Origin of the sequence: Devosia marina, assembly GCF_009758415.1 — a bacterium.
Lineage (GTDB): Bacteria > Pseudomonadota > Alphaproteobacteria > Rhizobiales > Devosiaceae > Devosia > Devosia marina.
The window spans coordinates 340,487-363,387 of sequence record NZ_WQRF01000001.1; the positions used below are offsets into that span (position 1 = coordinate 340,487).

The 22,901-nt window shown below is 59.5% G+C and carries 14 protein-coding genes, 1 tRNA gene and 1 riboswitch; of the genes, 10 read left to right on the forward strand and 5 right to left on the reverse strand.

The window, feature by feature from the left end:
• Positions 1–3 precede the first annotated feature (3 nt).
• The 3 genes from nrdF to GO014_RS01575 all read left to right on the forward strand — a co-directional run bounded on the left by nrdF (position 4) and on the right by GO014_RS01575 (position 5,341).
• Positions 4–978: a class 1b ribonucleoside-diphosphate reductase subunit beta gene (gene nrdF / locus GO014_RS01565; protein WP_157288853.1), complete on the forward strand. Its 975-nt coding sequence runs from the start codon at positions 4–6 to the stop codon at positions 976–978.
• Positions 979–1,235: 257 nt separating this feature from the next.
• Positions 1,236–1,434, forward strand: a riboswitch (cobalamin riboswitch).
• A 218-nt stretch (positions 1,435–1,652) separates the two neighbouring features.
• A complete protein-coding gene (metE, locus tag GO014_RS01570) occupies positions 1,653–3,917 on the forward strand; it encodes a 5-methyltetrahydropteroyltriglutamate--homocysteine S-methyltransferase (protein WP_157288854.1) in 2,265 nt (754 codons plus the stop codon).
• Between the two features lie 125 nt (positions 3,918–4,042).
• Positions 4,043–5,341, forward strand: coding sequence for a PAS domain-containing protein (locus GO014_RS01575; protein ID WP_157288855.1), 1,299 nt, complete (start codon positions 4,043–4,045; stop codon positions 5,339–5,341).
• A 1-nt stretch (position 5,342) separates the two neighbouring features.
• On the opposite strand, the gene GO014_RS01580 is transcribed toward GO014_RS01575, so the two are convergent.
• The gene (locus GO014_RS01580) at positions 5,343–6,695 is read right to left on the reverse strand and encodes a putative bifunctional diguanylate cyclase/phosphodiesterase (protein WP_157288856.1); all 1,353 of its coding nucleotides are present in this window, start codon (positions 6,693–6,695) and stop codon (positions 5,343–5,345) included.
• A 537-nt stretch (positions 6,696–7,232) separates the two neighbouring features.
• Between GO014_RS01580 and GO014_RS01585 the strand changes: the two genes are divergently transcribed.
• The 3 genes from GO014_RS01585 to GO014_RS01595 all read left to right on the forward strand — a co-directional run bounded on the left by GO014_RS01585 (position 7,233) and on the right by GO014_RS01595 (position 10,240).
• Positions 7,233–8,693: a tyrosine-type recombinase/integrase gene (locus tag GO014_RS01585; RefSeq protein WP_343030707.1), complete on the forward strand. Its 1,461-nt coding sequence runs from the start codon at positions 7,233–7,235 to the stop codon at positions 8,691–8,693.
• Positions 8,694–9,038: 345 nt separating this feature from the next.
• A complete protein-coding gene (locus GO014_RS01590) occupies positions 9,039–9,356 on the forward strand; it encodes a hypothetical protein (protein WP_157288858.1) in 318 nt (105 codons plus the stop codon).
• A 320-nt stretch (positions 9,357–9,676) separates the two neighbouring features.
• Positions 9,677–10,240 (forward strand): recombinase family protein, encoded by a 564-nt coding sequence (locus GO014_RS01595; RefSeq protein ID WP_157288859.1) that lies wholly within the window; start codon positions 9,677–9,679, stop codon positions 10,238–10,240.
• A 53-nt stretch (positions 10,241–10,293) separates the two neighbouring features.
• Here the strand turns inward: GO014_RS01595 and GO014_RS01600 are convergent, their stop codons facing one another.
• The gene (locus GO014_RS01600) at positions 10,294–13,227 is read right to left on the reverse strand and encodes a class I SAM-dependent DNA methyltransferase (protein WP_157288860.1); all 2,934 of its coding nucleotides are present in this window, start codon (positions 13,225–13,227) and stop codon (positions 10,294–10,296) included.
• A gap of 165 nt (positions 13,228–13,392) precedes the next feature.
• Between GO014_RS01600 and GO014_RS01605 the strand changes: the two genes are divergently transcribed.
• Positions 13,393–15,720, forward strand: a complete 2,328-nt coding sequence (locus GO014_RS01605; RefSeq protein WP_157288861.1) for a P-loop ATPase, Sll1717 family — start codon at positions 13,393–13,395, stop codon at positions 15,718–15,720.
• 229 nt (positions 15,721–15,949) lie between these two features.
• On the opposite strand, the gene GO014_RS01610 is transcribed toward GO014_RS01605, so the two are convergent.
• Positions 15,950–16,023, reverse strand: a tRNA-Gln gene (locus GO014_RS01610).
• Positions 16,024–16,350: 327 nt separating this feature from the next.
• Here GO014_RS01610 and GO014_RS01615 point away from each other — a divergent pair.
• The 3 genes from GO014_RS01615 to GO014_RS01625 all read left to right on the forward strand — a co-directional run bounded on the left by GO014_RS01615 (position 16,351) and on the right by GO014_RS01625 (position 20,000).
• Complete coding sequence (locus GO014_RS01615) at positions 16,351–17,532, forward strand: Ppx/GppA phosphatase family protein (protein ID WP_343030709.1); 1,182 nt, start codon at positions 16,351–16,353, stop codon at positions 17,530–17,532.
• Positions 17,522–18,265: an RlmE family RNA methyltransferase gene (locus GO014_RS01620; protein ID WP_116590630.1), complete on the forward strand. Its 744-nt coding sequence runs from the start codon at positions 17,522–17,524 to the stop codon at positions 18,263–18,265. Before GO014_RS01615 ends, GO014_RS01620 begins: the two co-directional genes overlap by 11 nt.
• Before the next feature lie 157 nt (positions 18,266–18,422).
• The gene (locus GO014_RS01625) at positions 18,423–20,000 is read left to right on the forward strand and encodes an ABC transporter substrate-binding protein (protein ID WP_157288863.1); all 1,578 of its coding nucleotides are present in this window, start codon (positions 18,423–18,425) and stop codon (positions 19,998–20,000) included.
• A 12-nt stretch (positions 20,001–20,012) separates the two neighbouring features.
• Here GO014_RS01625 and GO014_RS01630 read toward each other — a convergent pair whose 3' ends face one another.
• Both GO014_RS01630 and GO014_RS01635 read right to left on the reverse strand, forming a co-directional pair.
• Positions 20,013–21,398, reverse strand: a complete 1,386-nt coding sequence (locus GO014_RS01630) for an MFS transporter (protein ID WP_157288864.1) — start codon at positions 21,396–21,398, stop codon at positions 20,013–20,015.
• A gap of 31 nt (positions 21,399–21,429) precedes the next feature.
• Positions 21,430–22,815 (reverse strand): MFS transporter, encoded by a 1,386-nt coding sequence (locus GO014_RS01635; RefSeq protein WP_157288865.1) that lies wholly within the window; start codon positions 22,813–22,815, stop codon positions 21,430–21,432.
• Positions 22,816–22,901: the final 86 nt, after the last annotated feature.

The following is a 22,901-nucleotide window of genomic DNA, read 5'->3' on the forward strand; positions in this document are numbered from 1 at the left end:
CCCATGAATATGCACGCCAAGCCGATCGCCCGGGTCCGCGCCATCAACTGGAACCGCGTCCAGGACGACAAGGATCTTGAGGTCTGGAACCGCCTGACCTCCAATTTCTGGCTGCCCGAAAAGGTGCCTCTGTCCAACGACATCCCGTCCTGGGGGACCCTCAAGCCGGAAGAGCAGCAGCTGACCATCCGCGTGTTCACGGGACTTACCCTGCTCGACACCATCCAGAATGGTGTTGGCGCGGTGCGGCTGATGGCCGACGCGCAGACCCCGCATGAAGAAGCGGTGCTGTCCAACATCTCCTTCATGGAAGCGGTGCATGCGCGCTCCTATTCCTCGATCTTCTCGACCCTGTGCCTGACGCCGGATGTCGACGACGCCTATCGCTGGAGTGAGGAAAACGAGTTCCTGCAGCGCAAGGCCATGCTGATCATGCAGCAGTATGACAGCGGCGACTCGCTCAAGAAGAAGGTGGCTTCGGTTTTCCTCGAAAGCTTCCTGTTCTATTCCGGCTTCTACCTGCCCATGTATTGGTCCAGCCGTGCCAAGCTGACCAATACGGCCGATCTGATCCGCCTGATCATCAAGGACGAGGCCGTCCACGGCTATTATATCGGCTACAAGTTCCAGCGCGAAGTCGAGCGTCTCAACGAGGCCGAGAAGCAGGAGATCAAGGATTTCGCCTTCGACTTCCTGCTCGAGCTCTACGACAACGAAGCGCGCTACACCGAGGACCTATACGACAGCGTCGGGCTCTCCGAGGACGTCAAGAAATTCCTCCACTACAACGCCAACAAGGCGCTGATGAATTTGGGCTACGAAGCCCTGTTCCCGCCCGAAGCCTGCAAGGTCAACGCCGCGATCCTCTCGGCCCTCTCGCCCAACGCCGACGAGAACCACGACTTCTTCTCGGGGTCTGGCTCCAGCTACGTCATCGGCAAGGCGATCTCCACCGAGGACGAAGACTGGGATTTTTGATCTCGAAGCGATTGAGTTGGAGGGGGCGCCGTAAGGCGCCCCTTTTTGTTGGTCTGAGAGCGCAAGATTCCCCCTTCTCCCCCTGTGGGAGTAGGTGCCCGAAGAGCGGATTAGGGGGCTCGCGATCCTACAGCCAGCATCCGGCGCGCGGAGAGCACCCCTCTCCCACAAGGGGCGACGGGTCGCCGTGTCCTTGAATGCAACAGGGATATAAAGAAACCTTTATATCCCTGTTGACACCCCGGTCCCCCTCCGCCATCTTGATCCTCGTCCATGGTCCCCGCGAGGGGATAACAGGGAATGCCGGTGCGGGGCGCAAAGCCCCAAGTCCGGAGCTGCCCCCGCAACTGTTGGCGGAGACGGGTGTTCGTTGTCCCACTGGTCCTTTCTGGCCGGGAAGGGGAGCATCCGGTTCGATCCGCGAGCCAGGAGACCTACCATGGGCGTGATTATCCATTGTCAGCCGATCGGGTGGATCGGCCGGAGGACACGACCATGACGATCCGTCACCATTTCCGAATGCGACGCTGCTAAGCGGTCAATTCTGACCCCAACCCAGCCCTGATCCGCCCGCACTCACGCCAGTGCTGGGCGCAATCCAACATATTCGCGCGTCTGGACGCACCGTGTTTTGCACGGGCGCACCTGCGCGCCTGTCACAAACGGAATTTTCCATGACCCGCTCAGCCAATCTCGGCTTTTCCCGCATCGGCCTCAATCGCGAACTGAAAAAGGCCCTAGAATCCTACTGGAAGGGCGAAAGCGACACCGCCGCCCTGCACGCCACCGCCGCCGGGCTCCGGGCCCGTCACTGGAGCCTGCAGCGCGAAGCCGGCATCGCGGTAATCCCCTCGAATGATTTTTCGCTCTACGACCATGTGCTGGACACTTCGGTGCTGGTCGGCGCCATCCCGCCGCGCTTTGCTGGAATTGCCGACCCCGACGCACGCTATTTCGCCATGGCCCGCGGCACCGATGCTGCCCCGGCCATGGAGATGACCAAGTGGTTCGACACCAATTACCATTTCATCGTACCCGAGCTGCACCGCGACCAGGCGTTCGCGCTCAATGCCGGCAAACCGCTCAACCATTTCCGTGAGGCGCAGGCGCTCGGCCTTGTCACTAGGCCGGTGATCCTGGGGCCGGTCACCTTCCTCAGCCTTGCCAAGGCGAAGGATGACGGTTTCGAGCCGCTCGATCTGCTCGACGCTTTGCTGCCGGTCTATGCCGAGCTGCTGGCCCAGCTCAAGGCCGAGGGCGCAGACTGGGTGCAGATCGATGAACCGGTGCTGGTGCTCGACCTTTCCAGCAGGCAGCAGGCGGCGCTCGAAAAGGCCTATGCAGTGCTGGGCAAGGCCGGTCCCGATATCCTGCTCACCACCTATTTTGGCGACCTGCGGGACAATACCGAACTGGCGGCGAGGCTCCCGGTGGCGGGGCTGCATATCGATCTGGTGCGCGCGCCCGGTCAGCTCGACGCCGTGCTGGCGGCCTTGCCCGCCGGCAAGACGCTCTCGGTCGGCGTGGTCGATGGTCGCAATATCTGGCGCACCGATCTCGACGCTGCCTTTGGTCTTGTCAGCAGGGTATGGGACCATATTGGCCCGGATTGCCTGGAAATTGCCCCATCCTGCTCGCTGCTGCACAGCCCGGTCGATCTCGATGCTGAAACCGCGCTCGACGCTGAACTGAAATCCTGGCTGGCCTTTGCCCGGCAGAAGCTGGAGGAGGTGGCGGCGCTGACCACGGCGCAGCAGCGGGGCAGGGGCGCTGCCCGGACCGCTTTCGAGGCCAGCGCCGCCGCCATCGCGGCGCACAAGGCCTCGGCGCGCATTCATCGGCCCGAGGTCAAAGCCCGCGCTGCGCAGGCCATTGCCCTGGATCGCAATTCGTCCTTCGCCTCCCGCCGCGAGAAGCAGCGCGCCCGTTTCAACCTGCCAGACTATCCGACCACCACCATCGGTTCGTTCCCGCAGACCAAGGAGGTGCGGCAGGCCCGCGCGGCGTTCAAGAAAGGTCAGCTCGATCGGGCTGGTTATGATGCCTTTCTCGAACAGCAAACCGAGCGCGCCATCCGCATCCAGGAAGAGCTGGGGCTCGATGTGCTGGTGCATGGTGAATTCGAGCGCAATGACATGGTGGAATATTTCGGCGAACAGCTCGATGGCTTCGCTTTCACCAGAAATGGCTGGGTGCAGTCCTATGGCTCGCGCTGCGTCAAGCCGCCGGTGATCTATGGCGATGTCTCGCGTCCTGCGCCGATGACAGTGCGGTGGTCGGCTTTTGCGGCCTCGCTCACGGACCGGCACATGAAGGGGATGCTGACTGGCCCGGTCACCATCCTGCAATGGAGTTTCGTGCGGGTCGACCAGCCGCGCGCCGAGACTTGCCGCCAGATTGGCCTGGCCATTCGCCAGGAAGTGCTCGACCTCGAGCAGGCCGGTATCGGCATCATCCAGATCGATGAACCAGCCCTGCGCGAGGGCCTGCCGCTGCGCCGGTCCGATTGGGACGCCTATCTGCGCTGGGCGGTGGATTGCTTCCGCCTCTCGGCCTCGGGCGTGGCCGACGACACGCAGATCCACACCCATATGTGCTATGCCGAATTCAACGACATCATGCCCGCCATTGCCGCAATGGATGCCGATGTCATCTCCATTGAAACCTCGCGCTCGGACATGGAACTGCTCGAGGCCTTCCGCGACTTCAACTATCCCAATGAAATCGGCCCCGGCGTCTGGGATATCCACGCCCCGCGCGTGCCCGATCAGGCCGATATGCTGGCTCTGCTGCGCAAGGCCGGGCGGGGCATTGCCCCCGATCAGCTCTGGGTCAATCCCGATTGCGGGCTCAAGACTCGCGGCTGGCCGGAGGTGAATGCCGCGCTGCAGAACCTGGTGGCTGCCGCGAAGGCCTTGCGTTCTGCCGCGGCCAGATGACAAAAGCCTGGTGAAAACTCTGCCGCCGCTTCTCAATAAAAGCGGCGGCATTAAATTCTGGGGCCCAGCTTAATCCTATCTTTGCGTCTTGGGGCACATTTTGGGCCCTGAGTTGGAACTTGACGATGCTTAGTCACGAACACGGCCAGTTGGATGTCGACGCCTATCTGCATGGCATCGTGCGCGCTCGCCTTGGTGTCTGGGACTGGAACCTGGTCACCGGTGAATGTGGCTATTCGGCGAGCTGGTTCGACATGCTCGGCTACGCGCCTGGTGAGCTGGAGCAGGCCAGCGATCTCTGGCTCGAACTGACCCATCCCGATGATCGCGCACGCGCCATTGAGAGCGGCGAACGCCATCTGCGCGGCGAGACGGCTGAAATCGAGACCGAAATCCGCCTGCGTCGCAAGGACGGCACCTGGCTCTGGGGGCTCGACCGGGGTGGCATCGTCGAGCGGGACGCCGATGGCCGTCCGACGCGCATGGTCGGGGTACAGGCCGATATCTCCCGGCAGAAAGAGGCCGAACTCGCCCTGCAGCAGACCAATGAGCGGTTCCGCCTGGCCCTTGAAGCGAGCGATGTGGGCATCTGGGAATTCGATCCGGTCAGCCAGACCAGTTTCTGGGATGCCCGGACGCGCGAAATCTTTGGGGTCGATCCCGACCTCGAAACGCACAAATTGCAGTCATGGCAGCACTATCTGCATCCCGAGGACCGGGAAATGGCGGAGCGTCAGCACGAAGCTGTCGGGATCAACACCGATATCATCCGGTATCGGATCATCCGGGAGGACGGCAAGATTCGCCATGTCGAGACCTTCGCCCGCCTGGTTCAGACGCCTTCCATGACCAAACGCCTGACCGGCACGATCCGCGACGTCACCGAGGATGTCGAACGCCGGGCCGCCCTCAAATGGGCCGCCGAACATGACGGGCTCACGGGCCTGCTGACTCGCTCAACCTTCGAGCATCGCCTGGCCAAACACCTCGCAGATCCCGAAAGCCCACCATGCGCGTTGCTCTATATCGATATCGACCACTTCAAATCGATCAATGACAGCGGTGGGCACGATGCGGGCGACGCCGCTCTGCGCCAGATTGCCGATGTTCTGCGCTGGACCGCCGGGAACGGGCACGCCGCCCGGCTTGGTGGCGATGAGTTCGCTGTTCTCGTTGATATAGGTGAGGAACTGGCTGGCATGCTCGCCGGCAAGATCATTGACGCCGTGCGCGGGCTCTCGACCGATGCGGGCGGAGCGGTACTTTCCGCCAGTATCGGTATTGCCGTGGCATGGCAGGGCGAGGGCGTGCGCAGCCTCCTCAAGCGGGCGGATCAGGCCTGCTACGCGGCAAAACGCGGCGGCAGAGGTCGGTGGGTCATCGATGACATAGAGCTCGAGGCGCGGGTCAGTTCCGCCCTGTGAGCTAGCCGGGCGGCGCGCGTTTCGTCTCGGCCGCGATACGGGCTTCGAAATCCGCCAGCTCCATCGGCCGGCCATGAAAATACCCCTGGAACTGCACGCATCCCACTTGGGCCAGCATGGCCTGCTGATCGGACGTTTCCACGCCTTCGGCCAACACCTGCTGTCCCAGATCCCGCCCGATCTGGACGACATTCTTGATTAACGACGCGCTGCGCGGATCGTCCAGCATGTCTTTGACAAACCCTCGGTCGATCTTGATCTGCTGGATGGGCAGGCTGCGCAGATAGGCGAGCGAGGAATAGCCGGTGCCGAAATCATCAAGGGCAATGGTAATGCCCAGGGCCTGCAGGCCCGCCAGCCGGGCCACGACCGTGTCGGTGTCTGTTACCAGCACGCTTTCGGTCATTTCAAGGATCAGATGACGGGCATCGGCGCCGGTCGTCGACAGTGTATCGCGGACCAGATTTTCGAACCCATCGTCCAATATCTGGCTGGCGCTGACATTGATCGAGAGCGTCAAATGCTTGAAATCGGGATGTTTTCCCCACTCTGCCAGGGTGTTGCAGCCCTGCTTGAGAACCCAGCCCCCGATTGCCACCATCAGCCCCGCCCGTTCAGCCTGCGGAATGAAAGAGGCCGGCGGCACGACGCCGCGCCCTGGACTGGTCCAGCGCAAGAGGGCTTCGGCGCCAACCGTCCGGTGGTCCAGATCCACCTGTGGCTGGTACACTAGGTGGAACTCCTCATTCCACATGGCGGAGATCAGGTCGCGACCAATTCTGTCATTGCGCGCCAGCTCTGCCTGCATGGCATAGGCGCAGCCTGCCAGCAGGGCCGTGGCTACAATGGCATTGGCCCAGGTGCCGCCTGTATGCAGAGCAACAGGCATATCGACGACAAACGGGTTGGCCAGTGGCGTACTGGCGAACACCACAAAGAGCAACAAGCTGACGACGATCAGGGCCAGTTGCGACCGCGACGCCTGCCGCCGGTAGTTGAGGAACCCCAGCGCAGCCACCACCAGCAGGTACAAATGGCTCACTCGCGGCGCTTCGGTCGTAGGCACATCGATGATCAGTGCCATGACGGAGGCGATCACGATCAGAACCGCCTGGGCGATCAGCAGGCCGAGCGCGAACTGTCCGCGGCTGACCAGTGCATAGATCGAGAGCCCACTGGCAACAACAGCCACGTCCAGGGCAACAATGCCCCACCACCCCATGATGCCGAAGACGACGCCCCATGCTGCGCCCAAGGCGGCAATGGCCAGCGAGCCATAGCGAAAGGCGGCAATCACCCGGGTCGAGTACTGTCCCGTCTGCTCCGTTGCGGATGGACCCGCTTGTCTTGCCATGGGTGCAACGTACTTTGCTTGAGACAGGTCATATCGACCCGCCATGGACCGCGCTTGCTTCCACTATACGCCAAATGACACTGGATTAAACCGTCGGTCCGGACACACGGGCTCGGCCTGCAATTCATACTGTATCAAGAAAAAACAAATATGGGATCCGGTCACCACAATATAGTTGGGGCTTGGTCGCCACAATATAGTGTTGAATCCGACGGGTTTGCTTGAAAATATGGCCCCACTCTGCCATGCTCTCCTCGCTGCGCTATCTCAACTCCCGAACTCTCGGCTCGCAAGCTGATCCGGCCGCAAAACGCCCGGGCGCAGGATGAGCGATTCGCCAAGCCTCCTAACGCACAATGCGGCAACACCCATCAGCGCGAGCGTCACAGGCTCTTCAATTTGAGTAAATCGGTCGGAGAGTGTGGCTGGGGAACCTGGACGCCCAGCCTAAGTCCGCTTTTATGTAACAAGCACAGGTTGTTACGGGAATTAAGTTGAGCTACTGTACTAGAAAACTGTACTAGAGAAGGGCAGGGTGTGGCGCCGCGAACTAGGTATCTTAAGCTGCGGGGACGGAGGTGGTGGTTTCAAATGGCGGTGCCCGCCAGAAGTCAGCCTCGGTTGAAAAAGGCAACCATTCAGGAGAACCTCTATACGACCGATCAGCTAGTGGCGCAGGTCAAGGCCAACGAGCGGGCCGCCTATTGGCAACGAGCTTTCGACCTAGATCGTCAGCCATCGTCAGAGGCCCCATCAGAGATCTTTCAATCCACTTTCGAGTCGACGTTGCAGCGCATCGAGTGGATCAAGCGGACTCACCGCGATGAAGAAGATCGTTCTTCGGCACTCGATCTTCTACTGGACGAGCATGTCGGCCCATACCTTGCTGAGCTGGGCTATCACGACGCGTCACAGATTGAACCCGGGGATCTACCTAGAGATGTAGAGGCGGCGGCGGACGCAGTCCAAGCAGCCATTCGTGGATCTCGTCAGGTTCCTTTAAAGTACCAGAAGTCGTTCTCAGACTTAGCAGAGCAATTCTTGTTAGACCGGCAGCGTGATCCTAGAGATCGGCTGACCGCGCAGACCGTTGGGCAGATGGAAGCAACTTTTCGGTTGTTTCGAGACCATATAAAGGATGCTGCCCTGGCCAGCGTCGACAGAAGATCTGCGTCTGACTTCGTCGACAAGCTTGGCAAGCTAAACCGACACTGGGGACGGTCTCCCGAAACCAAGCACAGGAGTCTAGATCAGTTGCTTGCTTCCGCGGGCGCTAGTCCAGAAGATCGCCTTAGCACTGTCACCCTTGCTAGGCATGTGTCCGCCCTGAATAGCCTTTGGGAGTGGGCAGTCGGACGTGGCGAGGTGGCCGGAGACACCCCGTTCGAAGCACCTAACACCAGGAGGGCAAAACGGGCACGGGTTTCAGCCAATGCTCCGTGGACCGATGATGCCATTGCCACCTATTTCAGGCGCGTCAGAGACCGAAGTAGCTCCGGCCTTCCCGATCCAGCATATTGGCTGCCAATGGTCGCGCTTCTGTCGGGCATGAGGCTTGAGGAGATCTGTTCGCTGGAGAGATCAGATATCAAGTCCGCCGAAGGAGTACGCTATTTCGACATCCCCCAAGGCAAAGCCGAAGGCAGTATTCGCGTTGTCCCGGTACATGACGCTCTGTTGCCTCTGCTGGACATAGCACCTGAACGCGGTTTCTTGTTCCCAAATCTCACCCCGGGAGGGCCGGACCGGAAACGATCTTGGAACGTCGGCAAACGGTTCGGCCGGTTGTTTCGACAAATTGACGGCGCTTCGACTTTCCACGCATTCCGAAAGAACGTCGCTCAGACATTTGAACGCGAACGAGTGCGTGAGCACGAGTCTTCGCAAATACTGGGTCATAAGAAGGCCGGATTGACGTATGGGGTCTACTCGCCCAACGGTCTGACCATTAGGCAGAAGGCTGATCTGATCGCTTTGCTGAGAGTGCCTTCGAGATGAAGGACTCTGTGTGTTGCGCAGCTCCTTGGCGGCCGGCCTACGCATGATGGCGGGTCCGCTGATGGCGCCTCCCTCTTTGGCACCGACGGCTAGGCATGGTCGAACTAGAGACGCACTCGGTGCCTACGCTTTGGTTTGAACCATGCGTTAGAAACTCAATTGGGGGGACTTCGTCCCGGTCCCCCTGATATGGTCCACACGCTGCGTGAACTTCGCGTTGGTCTCGTGACTGTCTCTCGACGAACTCTCGTCTAACTCTATGTTTGTCATAGGTATATCGAACGGGGACGGGAGGGGGCCTCCGGCAAGAGGGTCCAAAAAATACGCACCCCCAAAGGAGGAACAGTGAAGCTACGCACAATCGCCCTAGCGGCCATTCTCGGACTCACTGGCGGGTCTTCTCTGGCTGCCGAGTGTCAGTACCAATCGAGGCACGACTGGGGCCACGTGAGCTTCCCTGATGAAAAGACAGCGGTCTGGGATCAGGGGCTGGGCTTCGAGGTGACCTGTGAGTTGGCTTATGGCGACGAGGGCGCCAATACGATGACGTGTGACGATGGCCTGAGCTTCCCGTTTGGGTTCTACCCAGCCACGCCTGACGGCGATGACTTCTCTGAGCTGTTGGTCTTCCAAGACACCCTCTGGTATCGCGTCTGCCCTTGATCGCCTAAAAATTGTAGCCGGATTTACGGGCATATATTCCCCCGGCGCGAGCGGGATCTCCCCCGTACCCCCCGGCCTCGAAGCCCACCCTGGCGGGGGAAGGAAATGCAGGGCTGCTACCTCTGTTCGCTACTGTCACGGCGAAAGGCTAGAGAGGCTGGCAAAGCCAGCTGAAACTGCCACGAGTTAAATGGACCCTCTTGATATCTGAAGCTCACGCGTGTCCATTTATCTATACTTTCTGGACGCGGTGGCTTGACCGTACTTTTTGCGTCCATTAACGATGCGTCCATCATGGTTTTAGATGAAAGGGTACAGTTATGGCCATCGTTGCATATGCCCGCGTATCCACGGGACAGCAGGATTTCATCTCTCAAGTGGACCGCCTGACTGCAGCGGGTGCGAAGAAGGTATTTAGTGAGAAGCGATCCGGCCTGGATGGGGAGCGGCCGGAACTGGCGCGATGCCTCGAGTATGTGCGAGAGGGTGACACCCTGATCGTCACCAAGCTAGACCGTTTAGCCCGCTCCACCGCTGACTTGTACAAGATTGTCACCGCACTGACGGACAGGGGTGTCGCCTTTAAGGTGCTGGATGATAGCGCCGTAGATACCACCACCCGAACCGGGAAGTTAGTCATGGGCATACTAGCGCTCATCGCAGAGTTCGAGACCGAGATCAGGCGGGAACGTCAAATGGAGGGGATAGCCCGCGCAAAGGCCCAGGGCAGGACCGGGGGTCGTCCCAAGCTGGTAACGGATGAAGTGCGAACGAGTATCCAGCGACTGCGCGAGGGCGGAGCAAGCATTCGAGCAATCGCTGCTGAGGTTGGGCTGTCCAAGGCGACCGTGCAGAAGACGCTAGGAAGGGTGAAGGAGAACTAGTGATGGTGCGTACCGTGTAGCGACGAGATGGTTCCAACGCCCGCCAATTGCTTTCACAGCGCGTCTGCGTGACCCTCGCTCCCCCTTTCTTGATTGAGCGCAAAAAGGCGTGCAAGCACTTCATCGTCTCCAAGATCAGCGGGCCAGCCGTAGGCTGCAGCCACGGCTTCATTCAGTGCCTCGTGCGCGTGGTGCAGCCAAGCGGGTCTTTCATTGTAGAGGTTGGTGAGGGTGCGCTTCTTTAGGAACGACTCTGCCTCTTCGTTTATCGGGAGAATACGTTCGGGATAGCCGGGCACGACCTCTGGCTCCCTCCGAACCAAGTCGGCCGGGTTCAGCCAGTTTTCTCGCAGTTGGTTCAATTCTTTCGCACAGTGCGCGATATGCTTCGCTGCATCATCCGCCATTGAAACTACTGATGGAATGTCCGGCGTTAGGCCGTGTGGAAAAGGAAATGTCTGAAATGTCGTGGTCGGCGTATATCGTGGCCGATCTTCCAAAGTACTGCCCATTCGAAGGGCCCAAAGCTCATGAAATCTCGAATGTAGGACGCCGAACGTGACGTCATCCTCACGAGCCACCACGACTACGGCGTTGTCCGGAAGAATGGGGTGGGTACGCCAGAGGAATAGCCGATGTTTCGAAACTCTTGGTGTTACGATGAACCGCGTAAGTGGGGCGAGGGCGGCGCTCATCTCAGGCCGCGGACGCCAATGCTGCCACCAAGTGGTTAGTGCCTCGGGTTGGGCCATGTGCTGTCGGTGAAGCTTGACGGGCGCAATATGATTGAATGGGAGTTCGTACATTGCCGCTTCCCGTTCGGTCATCGTCCCGAAGGCGACGATAAAGCGACCGGATGGCCGTTGGGCGAGATCACGGGCGATCAGATAGGGTACGACCACATCTGTATTCGGGCGCCCATTGGGGTTCAGCGGCGCCACCAGCATCTCACGCGCTTGAGCAGCGCTAACGGCGAAGTCCCCATTTGGTAGTCCGAGTCTTGAAGCATCGGTAGGATTTATTGAACCGCGCGGGACCACACCCTGATACGCCTTATTGGCATTCTCTCGCAATGGTTTGCTGAGTGTGAGGTCGGCCCCACGCGTGGTGCCAGCAGACCGCAAATCAGAATGGATTTCGTCCACCGCCATATCGTCAAGCATTGGGTTCGCAACAGGCTCAGAGGACATGCACACAATGGCGACACGAACGGCCGCGCCAGACACCGTCCACGGCTCATCGCGCCACACCGCTATCGGATATTGGTCGGTGAACAAGTCCCTTAGAACCTGCCTACTAGCTGCATTGCTGAGGGAATTGGTGCTAACTAACCCCATTCGTTCAGTGCTGCCTCGGAGCGCCGAATGCGCTTTTGCAAACCAAAAACACACGAAATCTGCACCCTTTGGCACTGTCCGTGTGTAGATCTTGCGAAGCGCCGAGACGTATTGGCTGCCCATCGCAGGGGCCATCTTCCGACTTCCGAGAAAAGGGGGATTGCCGATGATAGCATTGGCTATCGGCCATTCGGCGGACACCCACTTGCCACCCGCAAAGCTTGTGTCGGGTACCCAGCTGACTAGCGCGTCCCGGCACTCGATGTTGCGCAAAGGTTTGAGGATTGGGTTCTCGGCAGCAGCAAACCCGTTCTTCAAGTTCCACTGAATGTCGCCGATCCAGACAGACACTCGCGCCAACTCGGCCGCATAGGGGTTTAACTCAATGCCCAGTACAGCTTCTGGTCCGATACGCGGGAACGTTCGGGGAAGCCCCAGAGCCTCCGCTTCCACCTGCGCGCGATGCTCCAAATCCTTCAACGCTCGCAATGCGAGATAGAGGAAGTTGCCGGAGCCACAAGCTGGGTCAAGCACTCGATACTGGGAAAGCCGCTGCAGAAAGCCATCAAGCGCCGCTCTTGCTTGATTAAATGCGCGGGTGCCAGCGCCACCTCTTGCTTGGTTTGCCTTTGCTATGAACCCCTCGATCTCAGTTCTCACTACCTCCCACTCGGCCGACAGAGGCTCAACGATGACCGGGTCGATGATCATCATGATCTTGTCGCGATCCGTATAGTGAGCACCGAGCTGGCTACGCTTGTCGGGATCGAGGCCGCGTTCGAACAGTGTCCCAAGAATGGCTGGGTCGATGTCGCCCCAGTAGTGTTGGGCGGCCTTGTAAACGATCCGTATTTCATCGCGGGTAAGGACAAACACCGTGTCATCATCGAATAGGCCGCCGTTGAACCAGGCGATCCGTTCAAAGCCCACGCGACCGCCCTTGGAGCGCATCGCTGCGAAGAGTTGCCCCGCGAAATCAACGAACTCTTCAGGCGTTTCTAGTGCGCGCTCTAGCATCTGAGTGAAGATGTGGTTTGGGAGGAGCTTCACGTCCTCAGCAAACATGCAAAACACCAGCCGGTTGATAAAATGTGCCACCGGCTCTGGTTCGTGGCCGCGATCGCGCAACGATCGGGCTAGCCGTGCGAACTCACCAGCGACCTCTTCCGTCAGCTCCTGCCGGGTCTGCTTGGGACGGAGCGCGTCAGGGTCCGTGAAGGCAGCTTTCAGCCACCCACGTTTTTCGGGATCACCCAACTCGGCTATGGGGATGTCATAAATTCTTGAAACCGAGTTTGTCCAATTTGTGTGGATACGGATGGTGGTGCCGACGTCGGATACGATCAGCAGCGGGGGGTTGTTTAGTGCAACTGCGTAGCGCTGCAGTTGCGCAAAGGCTGCCGTCAGGTCGGCATGGGTCCCCTTATATTCCATGCCGAAGAAGCCGCGCTTGAAGACATCCGCAAAGCCGCGACCTCCTGTGGTCTTCGTCGCGCCGAACTCAAAGCCATAGTCGATGCCATCCCGGTCCGCCTCCGCTGGTGTCTGCTCGCCAAGCATCCGGCAAAGGTCCAGAAAATGCTCTTGGGCCGCAGCGCGCTCTTTGATCTTCGAGTTCTGCCACTTGGCAATGAAGGCTTCAGGGGTCATGCGAAACTCTTGTATAACTAAACCATAGCTAGTCTATTCCTCTGTGTTTGGGCAATAATTCGTCGAATGCGAGACTCAGGGCCATTGCCAAAGATGGATGCGGACAGGGATGATCTGCCAACTTTAGCCGCAACAGCTTCAGTTTCATGAAATGGGGAGTAGGCATTGAAGGATCAAACAGCGTTCGTCGCATATCCTTCTGACGGCGCTGTCGCCGAAGACGTCTTTACGGCCGTTCGTCAAGCGAACGCGTTGGCAATACCCGTAAGGTACGAACCTTGGCCATTCAATGACGTCCCGGGGTCGCCGCTGACCTCTCCCATTGTGGGCAAGATTAGCAATGCCTCGTTCATCGTAGCGGACATCACGCTTCTCAACCTCAATGTGGTCTATGAAATCGGGTACGCAATCGGCCGAGGGAAGCGTGCGTTCCTCATACGGCGGCGAGATGACACCACCCACAGGGCCATCTCTGACAGGGTCGGTATCTTCGACACACTGGGATACTTCGAGTACTCAGACGCTAGCGAGCTAAAAGACCGCCTTGCCGCAGAAATTGAGCCGTTTGCGCTGGAGCATGAAGCGAGCCTCGATAGGCGATCACCAATATACATTGTCGAACCTCCAAACCGAGACTATGCGGTCGGGGTACTTGTTTCTCGGCTAAAGAAGGCGGGCTACGGACGTTATAGAAGCTTCACCCCAGACGAAGACGCCCGCCTCTCTGCCACCGAAGCGATCAGACAGGTGGCTTCATCTCTAGGGGTGGTGCTGCCGCTTGATGGCCGGGAAGACGGTCTGGTTCACAATGTGCGAGCGATGTTCGTGGCAGGACTTGCCGACGGAATGGAGAAGCCCAAGCTCCTATTGGCTCCTTCTGCGTACAAGGTCCCATTAGATCTACGTGATGACGCAAAGAAATTCGGCAAGGTGGAAGATATAGTCGAAATAGTTGCGGATTTTTGCCCTCTTGTCGCTGAATACAGCAGTAAATATGAGCCGAAGGTTGCTGTCGACAAAGGTCTTCTGGTTTCACTGAACGTGGGCGACCCTCGTGCTGAGAACGAGATGGCATCACTAGGACGATACTATTTGGAAACAGCCCAATTCGGGAGGGCCATCCGGGGCGAGGCCAATTTGGTTGTCGGTCGCAAAGGTTCTGGCAAAACGGCCCTGTTCATCCGAGTTCGGGACGAGGTCCGAGCAAACAGGCGCAACGTCGTTGTGGACCTGAAGCCCGAAGGATACCAGCTTATCAAAATTAAAGAAGACATACTTTCACATCTCTCTCAAGGCGCCGCGCAGCACCTTATTACTGTCTTCTGGGAGTACCTCGTCCTCCTTGAGGTGGCATATAAGATACTTGAGAAAGATCGGGTCTCGCATCGCCACAATCACGAGATTTATGATCTGTATCGGGAGTTAGAGGATACTTATCAAGCTGGCGACTTCACTGCGGAGGGCGACTTTTCAGAGAGATTGTCGAGTTTGTCTGCTCATATCGCCCGAGACTATGAAACCAAAGGGGAGGTTGGGGGCGACAAACTATCTGCGGCGGAAATCACTCAACTCGTTCACAGACACGATCTCAGAAAGTTAAGGGACATTATCTCCCGATATATGCGTAAACGTGGAGAGATATGGGTATTGTTCGATAACCTTGACAAAGGGTGGAGTACCCAGGGCGTAGATGTCATCGATGCCATTATTCTGCGCTGCCTCGTAGACGCGGGGCGAAAACTAGAGAGAGATATGCGCCGTGATGGGCACATATTTCACTGCATCGTCTTTGTGCGAAACGACGTTTACGATCACTTGATGAAGAACAGTCCGGACTACGGCAAGGAAATACGGGTGTCGACCGACTGGAGTGATGCCGACATGTTGCGTGAAATGCTTAGGTTACGCTTGAGCGACCGCGTGGATGCATTCGATACTATGGACTTTCAGACGATATGGCGGCATCTCTTTGTATCGCATTTTCAAGGCGAAGAGACTTCGACACTCCTGATAGGACGGGCCTTGATGCGTCCGCGAAATTTGCTGAAACTGTTCAACCACTGTCGCGGGTTTGCCATCAACTTTCGCCATAGCGTGGTAGCAGAGGATCACATTGAGAAGGGCCTTAAGGCTTACGCTCAAGATCTTTTGCAGGAATTGGACCGAGAGTTAACAGACGTCAAACCTGTAGCTCAGGACCTGCTCTATCATTTCCTAGATCAACCGTCGGAACTGAGCAGAGCAAACCTCGAGGATATCATGCGTCAGGCTGCTATTCCTCCTGAGGAATATACAGAAGTCGTGGACTATCTTCTATATTACGGAGTTCTAGGGTCAAAAGTGGGTGCTGACGAGTACTACATCCACGACGTCAACTATGATCTGAAAGTGCTCAAAGTGCGTGCAGAGCGCGAGGCAGACGGCGGCACTTACGTCATCAACCCCGCTTTCTGGCCCGCGCTCGGGATTGTAGAACCGCAGCGGCAACCCTAACGGACCGTTTTTTCGGTTTCCGAATAGTTCGAACCGGAGATTTTCTCACCAATGGCGAATGCCGCCAAGGCTTTGCCAGGACATCTACTTTCGCTGCGTTCAGACAGAAGCCTCTGTTTTTGTCTCGTCATTCTAGTTGGGCGTGGGAGGCCCACCGTACTAGAAAAGTGTACTAGACAAGCCAATCGACAGTGGCTCAAATCATTGATTTATAACGTATATTTTGAGTTGGCTGGGGAACCTGGATTCGAACCAAGATCGACGGAGTCAGAGTCCGCTGTTCTACCATTGAACTATTCCCCAGCAGATGCCTGCTGGCAGGTCAGCGCGGCGGCCCGGGGGGCGGCGAAGCGCGACGGGGGTCTCATTAGACAAAGCTGGGGCCGAATGCAAGCGGAACGGCGCGCGAATAATGCGGTGCTGGGGAAAAATCCTTGTGCCCGGCCATGCGCCCCGCAAATCGGGCTGATGTCGTCATCCATTGGCGCGGGGGCAGTGGGCGTGGGGGGCATGCTTTGCGTTGCGCTTCCGCCTGCCTTGCTCTACCGTCGTTTTCGACAACGCAACATGATGTGCCCTCGGGCGCGGCCGGTTCAACCGGTCCAGCGACCGTGCACAAAGGAGCCAAAAGTGACCGAACCTGTTCGGTCCGCCCTGGTCTCGGCCCTTGTGGACGAGGCTGGAGCCGGCGTCTCTACCGGCCAGAGCCGGAGGGAGAGGGCGGGCGCTGCCCCGCCTGTCGTGCCGGACCAACGGACCCCAAACGCCCCCCATCCCAGGCGCGGTCGCGGGCCGCTCTACGCGGCGCTGGACCTAGGCACGAATAATTGCCGCTTATTGATCGCCCGTCCGCATGAACGCGGCTTTCGCGTGCTCGATGGGTTCACCCGAATCGTCCGCCTGGGCGAGGGGGTTTCAGTCACTGGCCGGCTGTCAGACGCCGCCATGGACCGTACGTTGGACGCCTTGCGCCAGTGCCGCAACAAGCTGCGCGACCATCAACCCGGGCGCATGCGTCTGATCGCCACCGAGGCGTGCCGCGCCGCGGAAAACGGTCCGGCTTTTCTCGACCGTGTCCGCAATGAAGTGGGGTTGGAGCTGGAGATCGTCGATCGCCGCACCGAGGCCGAGCTGGCCGTGACCGGCTGTGCCGACCTGATCGATGGTGAAGCGCAGGGCGCGCTGATGTTCGACATTGGCGGCGGCTCCTCGGAACTGGCCTGGCTCGATTTTCGTGGGGGACGCCCGCGCGCCCAGGGCCGCATGTCGGCCTCCATCCGCTCCTGGCAATCCCTTCCGGTGGGTGTCGTCTCGATTGCCGAGAAATTCGGCGGTGTCGATGTCACCCCAGAAGTCTTCGAAGCCATGGTTGAGCATGTCGGCTCGCATCTGCGCCAGTTCCGCGGCCGCGAAAAGCTCAAGCAGATGATTGGCACGCACCCGGTCCACCTGATCGGCACCTCGGGCACAGTAACCACCCTGGCCGGGCTGCATCTGGGGCTGGAGCGCTATGAACGGCAGAAGGTCGATGGCCTCTGGATGCGGCGCGACCAGGTCGATGAGACCATGCGGGCCCTGCTCGGCATGCCCTTCGCGCGGCGCGTGGCGCATCCCTGCATCGGCAAGGACCGGGCCGATCTGGTGCTGCCCGGCTGCGCCATTTTCGAGGCCATCCGCCGTGAATGGCCCACCGATCGCGTCCGCGTCGCCGATCGCGGTTTGCGTGAAGGCATTCTGATTTCCCTGATGGACGCCGACCGCACGCAGAAGCGCCCGAACCGCTATCCCAGGAGGCAAGGCAATGGCCAATAACAAGGCGCTGGGCACGGGCGGCCGCAAGTCCGACAAGGACCTCAAGATCAGGGTGAAAACGGCCAAGGGTCGCAAGGTCGCCTCGACCAAATGGCTCGAACGCCAGCTCAACGATCCCTACGTGGCGCGCGCACGCGCCGAAGGCTATCGCTCCCGCGCAGCCTTCAAGATTCGGGAGATCAACGAGAAGCACAAGCTCTTCAAGAAGGGCATGCGCGTGGTCGATCTCGGGGCCGCGCCCGGGGGCTGGTCGCAGGTCGCGGCCAGTGCGGTGGGGTCTACCACCGACAATCCGCTGATCGTGGGCATCGATTATCTGGACATGGACGCCATCCCCGGCGTCATCCTGCTCAAGAAAGATTTCACCGAGGAGGATGCGCCCGCCATGCTGATCGAGGCCATGGGCGGTCACGGCGCCGATGTGGTGATGAGCGACATGGCATGGCCGACCACTGGCCACCGCGCCACCGACCATTTGCGGATCGTGCATCTGATCGAAATCGCCGCCGATTTCGCCATCCAGGTGCTCAATCCCGGTGGGTCCTTTGTGGCCAAGGTGTTTCAGGGCGGAACCGAGCATGAGCTGCTGCACATGCTCAAGCGGCACTTTGCGACCACTTTTCACGTCAAACCGCCTTCGAGCCGCAAGGATTCGGCGGAGGCCTATCTTGTGGCAAAGGGGTTCAAAGGCTCGAACAACGGCGTCGACGCTGAGGATAGCGACCGGGACTAGCAAGGTGTTATCGCGCCCAAAGTGGCGCTGGATCGAGAAAAAATACTTGCGCCGGTAACCGAGCGCCCCTGGCATTCGAACACTTCTTTGACATTGCACTTGGTCATTGCGGCCAAGGCTGAAATGCTGCTTGGCAGTAATGACCCGGGAGGAACCCATGTTGCGTCATACAACGACCCGAATAATCCTGGCCACATCGATGGTCGCCCTGCTCGGCGGCACCGCCATGGCCGAAACCTTCCGCTGGTCTGCCGCGACCGACCCGCAGACCATGGACCCGCATGCCGCCAATCTGGCGCCGGTCACCTCGTTCCTGAACAATATCTATGAAGGGCTGGTGCGACGGGGCAAGGACATGGCCATCGAGCCATCCCTGGCCACAGCCTGGGAACCCTTGACCGGGGATGAGGATGGTTGGCGCTTCACGCTGCGCGAGGGCGTCACCTTTCAGGATGGTGCCCAGTTCAATGCCGATGACGTGCTGTTCTCCTATGAGCGCGCAATTTCCGAGCAGTCGGATGTGAAATCCTGGTTCGCGCCAGTCAGCGAATTGCGGGTGGTCGATGATTATACCGTCGAATTCATCACCAATGGCCCCAATCCGCTGTTTCCCGACAGCATCGCCAACTGGATGATTCTCGATCGCGACTGGGCCGAGGCCAATGGCGCGACCGCGCCGGCGCGGGACAGCGAAACCTACGCGACCCTGAACGCGAACGGCACCGGTCCGTTCATGCTCGATAGGCGCGAGCCGGGCGTCGCCACGCGCCTGGTGGCCAACCCCGATTGGTGGGATGAGCCCGAACACAACCTCACCGAAGCCGTGCTGAGCCCGATCACCAATTCGGCTACGGCCATTGCCGCGCTGCTCTCGGGGGAACTGGACATGCTGGCCACCGTGCCGGTGCAGAACGCGCCGCGCCTGGCAGAGACCGATGGCGTCACGGTGTTCTCCGGGGTCGAGGCGCGCGTCATCATGCTCGGCTTCAGCCAGGACAAGGACACGCTTTATTTCACCGACGGCAATGTCGAGGGGAATCCCTTCACCGATGAACGCGTCCGCCAGGCAGTCGCGCATGCGGTCGACGTTCCCGCGATCGTTCAGGTGATCATGGGCGGTCTCGCCAAACCGGCGGCGCAATTGCAGCCTGCAGGGCTCTCTGGCTATTCACAAGCCCATACCGAACGCCCCGCCTACGACCCGGAGGCGGCTCGCGCCTTGCTGGCCGAAGCGGGTTATCCCGACGGCTTCACCTTCAGCTTCCGCTGCCCCAACGACCGCTACCTCAATGACGCCGATGTGTGCCTGGCCATCACCGGCATGCTGCGGCAGGTGGGGTTGAATGCCGAACTTGAAACCATGCCGGTTGCCAATTACTGGCCCGAACTGCGCGAGGACAATGCCGACATCTACCTGCTCGGCTGGTCGCCGGGCACGTTCGACGCCGAGCATCCCATCCGCTTCCTCGCACACACGCCGACCGAGCAACTCGGTACCTGGAACTTCGGCGGCTATTCCAATGCGCGCATCGATGAATTGCTGCCCCAGATCCAGCAGGAACTCGATCCGGCGGCCCGCCAGGCCATGCTGGACGAAGTCGCGGGCATCATTCAGGACGAAACGGCCTATGTGCCGCTCTATGAAGAGCCGCTGGTCTGGGCCGCGCGTGAGGGAATCGACCTGGTGCAGCGCCCAGACAATTTCCTCATGCTGCGCTGGGTCACGGTGAACTGATCCTTCGCCAGATCAATGCATATGCGGGCCGCTCATCAATTGGTGGCCCGCATTGCGCGGAAGGCGCAGGAACATGACCACGGCGACGGCGCTGATGGCAGAGACCACGAAGAAGGCCATGTGGAAATCGGCCAGGGCCAGTTCGCCCCCGCCGCGCAGGCGATGCGCGAGTTCGAGCGTGCCGCCGCCCACAGCCACGCCCATGGCGAACATCAATTGTCCCCAGACCTGGCTGATGACATTGGCCTGACCGGCATCCTTGTCCTCGACGTCCGCGAAAACGAAGGCGTTCGAGCCGGTCCAGAAAGTCGATTGCCAAAAGCCGGTGAACACGAGAATGCCCAGGATCAAAGGAATGGGCGTGCTAGGCACGTAAAAGCCCATCACCAGTATGCCCAGGGTCGAAACCAGGCTGGCAATCAGGAGCGGGTATTTGAACCCCCAGAGTTTGAAGATCCAGTTGGCGACGAACTTGGCGGCCAGCGCTCCGACAGCGGCGACGAAGGTCACCATGCCGCTTTCGAACGGACTAAGCCCAAAGCTGAGTTGCAGCATCAGCGGAAACAGGAATGGCACGGCGCCCTGGCCGAGGCGGAAGAAGCTGCCCGCCACCACCGAAACGCGGAAGATCGGCAGGCGGAGCAGTCGCAAGTCGAGCAGGGGATATTCCGTTGCAAGCGCATGGCGGGTGTAGAAATAGCCCAGCCCGATCCCTAGCGCCGCGGCGACAAAACCGTAAATCGGGGGCAGGGCGGGCAGGCTTATGACCGAGCAGCCGAAGGCGAAAAGCGCGAAGGCCAGCCCGGCTAGCACGAAGCCCTTGCCGTCGATATTGCGCGGTTTGTTGCGCGTCTCATTGGGCAGCGCGATCCCCACCAGCGCCATTCCGAGCAGGCCGATGGGAATATTGATGATGAAGATCCAGTGCCAGGAGAAATAAGTGGTCAGGAACCCGCCAAAGGGTGGGCCGACGATCGGGCCAATCAGCCCCGGAATGGTTAGCCAGGCCATGGCATCGACCAATTGATGGCGCGGCGTCATCCGCACCAGCACCAGCCGCGCCACCGGTCCCATCATCGCGCCGCCCATGCCCTGAATGAAGCGGGCGCCCACGAACTGGGCCAGCGAGCCGGAAAACGCACAGCCGATCGAGCCGATCATGAACACCAGCATGGCCAGCCGGAAAACCCGGCGCGCGCCGAAGCGGTCCGCCATCCAGCTCGAAATCGGGATGAAGATGGCCAGGGCCACCAAATAGGCGGTCAGGGCCAGTTTGAGCGAGATCGGATCGGTGCCGATATCGGCTGCAATGGCCGCCAGCGACGTGGCGATCACCGTCGAATCCATGTTTTCCATGAAGATCGCCGTGGCGAGGATCAGAGGCGTTGCGCGCGACATGTCTTGTTTCGGCCCGGTGTTCCGGTGCCGCTCACTCCCGGACGGCCCGATGGCCGGAAACATTGTTGCCGGCGTCATGCGGCAGGCGGAAATAGATGATGCCGGCGAGGGCGCTCATGCCCCCAACAGCGAAAAAGGCGATCTGAAAATTGAGCAGCGACAGGTGGCCGCCGCTGAAAGTAGTGGTGATCTCGAGAATGGCACCTGCCACCGCCACTCCAAAGGCGACCGAGAGTTGCTGGGCCACCGCAACGATGGCGGTGGCCTGGCTGGCTTCTTCGTCGGAGATATCGGCATAGCCTATGGCATTGGTGCCGGTAAAGAATATCGAGCGCAACACACCACCAGCGACCAGGATGATCATCATCACTGCCACCGGTGTTTCGGTGGTGAACAGTCCCTGCGCTGCGATCAGGAGGCCACCAAATACTGCCGCAAAACCCAGTACGCGCGGAAAGCCGAAACGCGCAAATATCCGCTCGGCAATGAACTTGCTCATGATTGCGCCAATCGCCGAGACGAAAGTGATGGCGCCGGATTGAAACGGATTGAGTCCAAAGCCCAGCTGCAGCATCAGCGGCAGCAGAAAGGGCATTGCGCCCACTCCGATGCGAAAGAAAGATCCCCCGGTGACCGAGGAACGGAACAGTTTGTGGCGGAACAGGCTCGGATCGAGCAGGGGATATTTCGTCTTGCGGGCATGCAGCAGATAGAGCAGGGCCGCGGTCACCCCAATCGCCAGTGTCATATAGCCATAGATGATCGGCAGGGCCGGCAGGCTGATCACCGACAGCCCGAACACCGAGCCGGCAAAGGCGACAGCCGCAATGAAGAACCCGACCATGTCGACCGGCCGCGGCGTGCGCTCGTCGGGCACCTGGAGATAGATGCTGGAAAAGATGATCCCGGCAATACCGATGGGGATATTGATCCAGAAGATCCAGTGCCAGGAAAGATAGGTTGTCAGAAACCCGCCGATAAGTGGTCCGGAAACCGGGGCTATCAGCGCGGGTATGGTCAGCCACGCCATGGCGGCCACAAGTTCGTTGCGCGGGGTGGAGCGCACCAGCAAAAGGCGCCCAACCGGCGTCATCATCGACGAGCCGATGCCCTGGAAGAAGCGCGAGCCCACGAAAGTTTCCAGCGAATAGGCGAAGGAACAGGCAAGCGACCCGAGCATGAACACGAAGATCGCCAGCCGAAAGATATTCTTTGCGCCAAATCGATCGGCCATCCAGCCGCTGATCGGAATGAAGATCGCCAGCGCCACGAAATAGGCCGTCAGCGCGAGTTTGAGCGCAATCGGCTCGGTGCCGATATCATTGGCAATCGCGGGCAGCGACGTGGCGATGACGGTCGAGTCCATCTGTTCCATGAACAGGGCGACCGCCAGGATGAGCGGGGTAACGCGGATCAAGACACTATTGCGAATGGGACAAGGGGAAAGGACGCGAATGCGACAGCGCCATTATGAGCCCATCCGCCGCATGCGCCTAGTCAAAA

Excerpts from the sequence above, each read along its gene's own strand:
- GO014_RS01595 (WP_157288859.1), top strand. The coding sequence starts at position 9,677 with ATGGCCATCGTTGCATATGCCCGCGTATCCACGGGACAGCAGGATTTC.
- nrdF (WP_157288853.1), top strand. The coding sequence starts at position 4 with ATGAATATGCACGCCAAGCCGATCGCCCGGGTCCGCGCCATCAACTGG.
- GO014_RS01620 (WP_116590630.1), top strand. The coding sequence starts at position 17,522 with ATGGCCAATAACAAGGCGCTGGGCACGGGCGGCCGCAAGTCCGACAAG.
- GO014_RS01580 (WP_157288856.1), bottom strand. The coding sequence starts at position 6,695 with ATGGCAAGACAAGCGGGTCCATCCGCAACGGAGCAGACGGGACAGTAC.
- GO014_RS01600 (WP_157288860.1), bottom strand. The coding sequence starts at position 13,227 with ATGACCCCTGAAGCCTTCATTGCCAAGTGGCAGAACTCGAAGATCAAA.
- GO014_RS01575 (WP_157288855.1), top strand. The coding sequence starts at position 4,043 with ATGCTTAGTCACGAACACGGCCAGTTGGATGTCGACGCCTATCTGCAT.
- metE (WP_157288854.1), top strand. The coding sequence starts at position 1,653 with ATGACCCGCTCAGCCAATCTCGGCTTTTCCCGCATCGGCCTCAATCGC.
- GO014_RS01630 (WP_157288864.1), bottom strand. The coding sequence starts at position 21,398 with ATGTCGCGCGCAACGCCTCTGATCCTCGCCACGGCGATCTTCATGGAA.
- GO014_RS01625 (WP_157288863.1), top strand. The coding sequence starts at position 18,423 with ATGTTGCGTCATACAACGACCCGAATAATCCTGGCCACATCGATGGTC.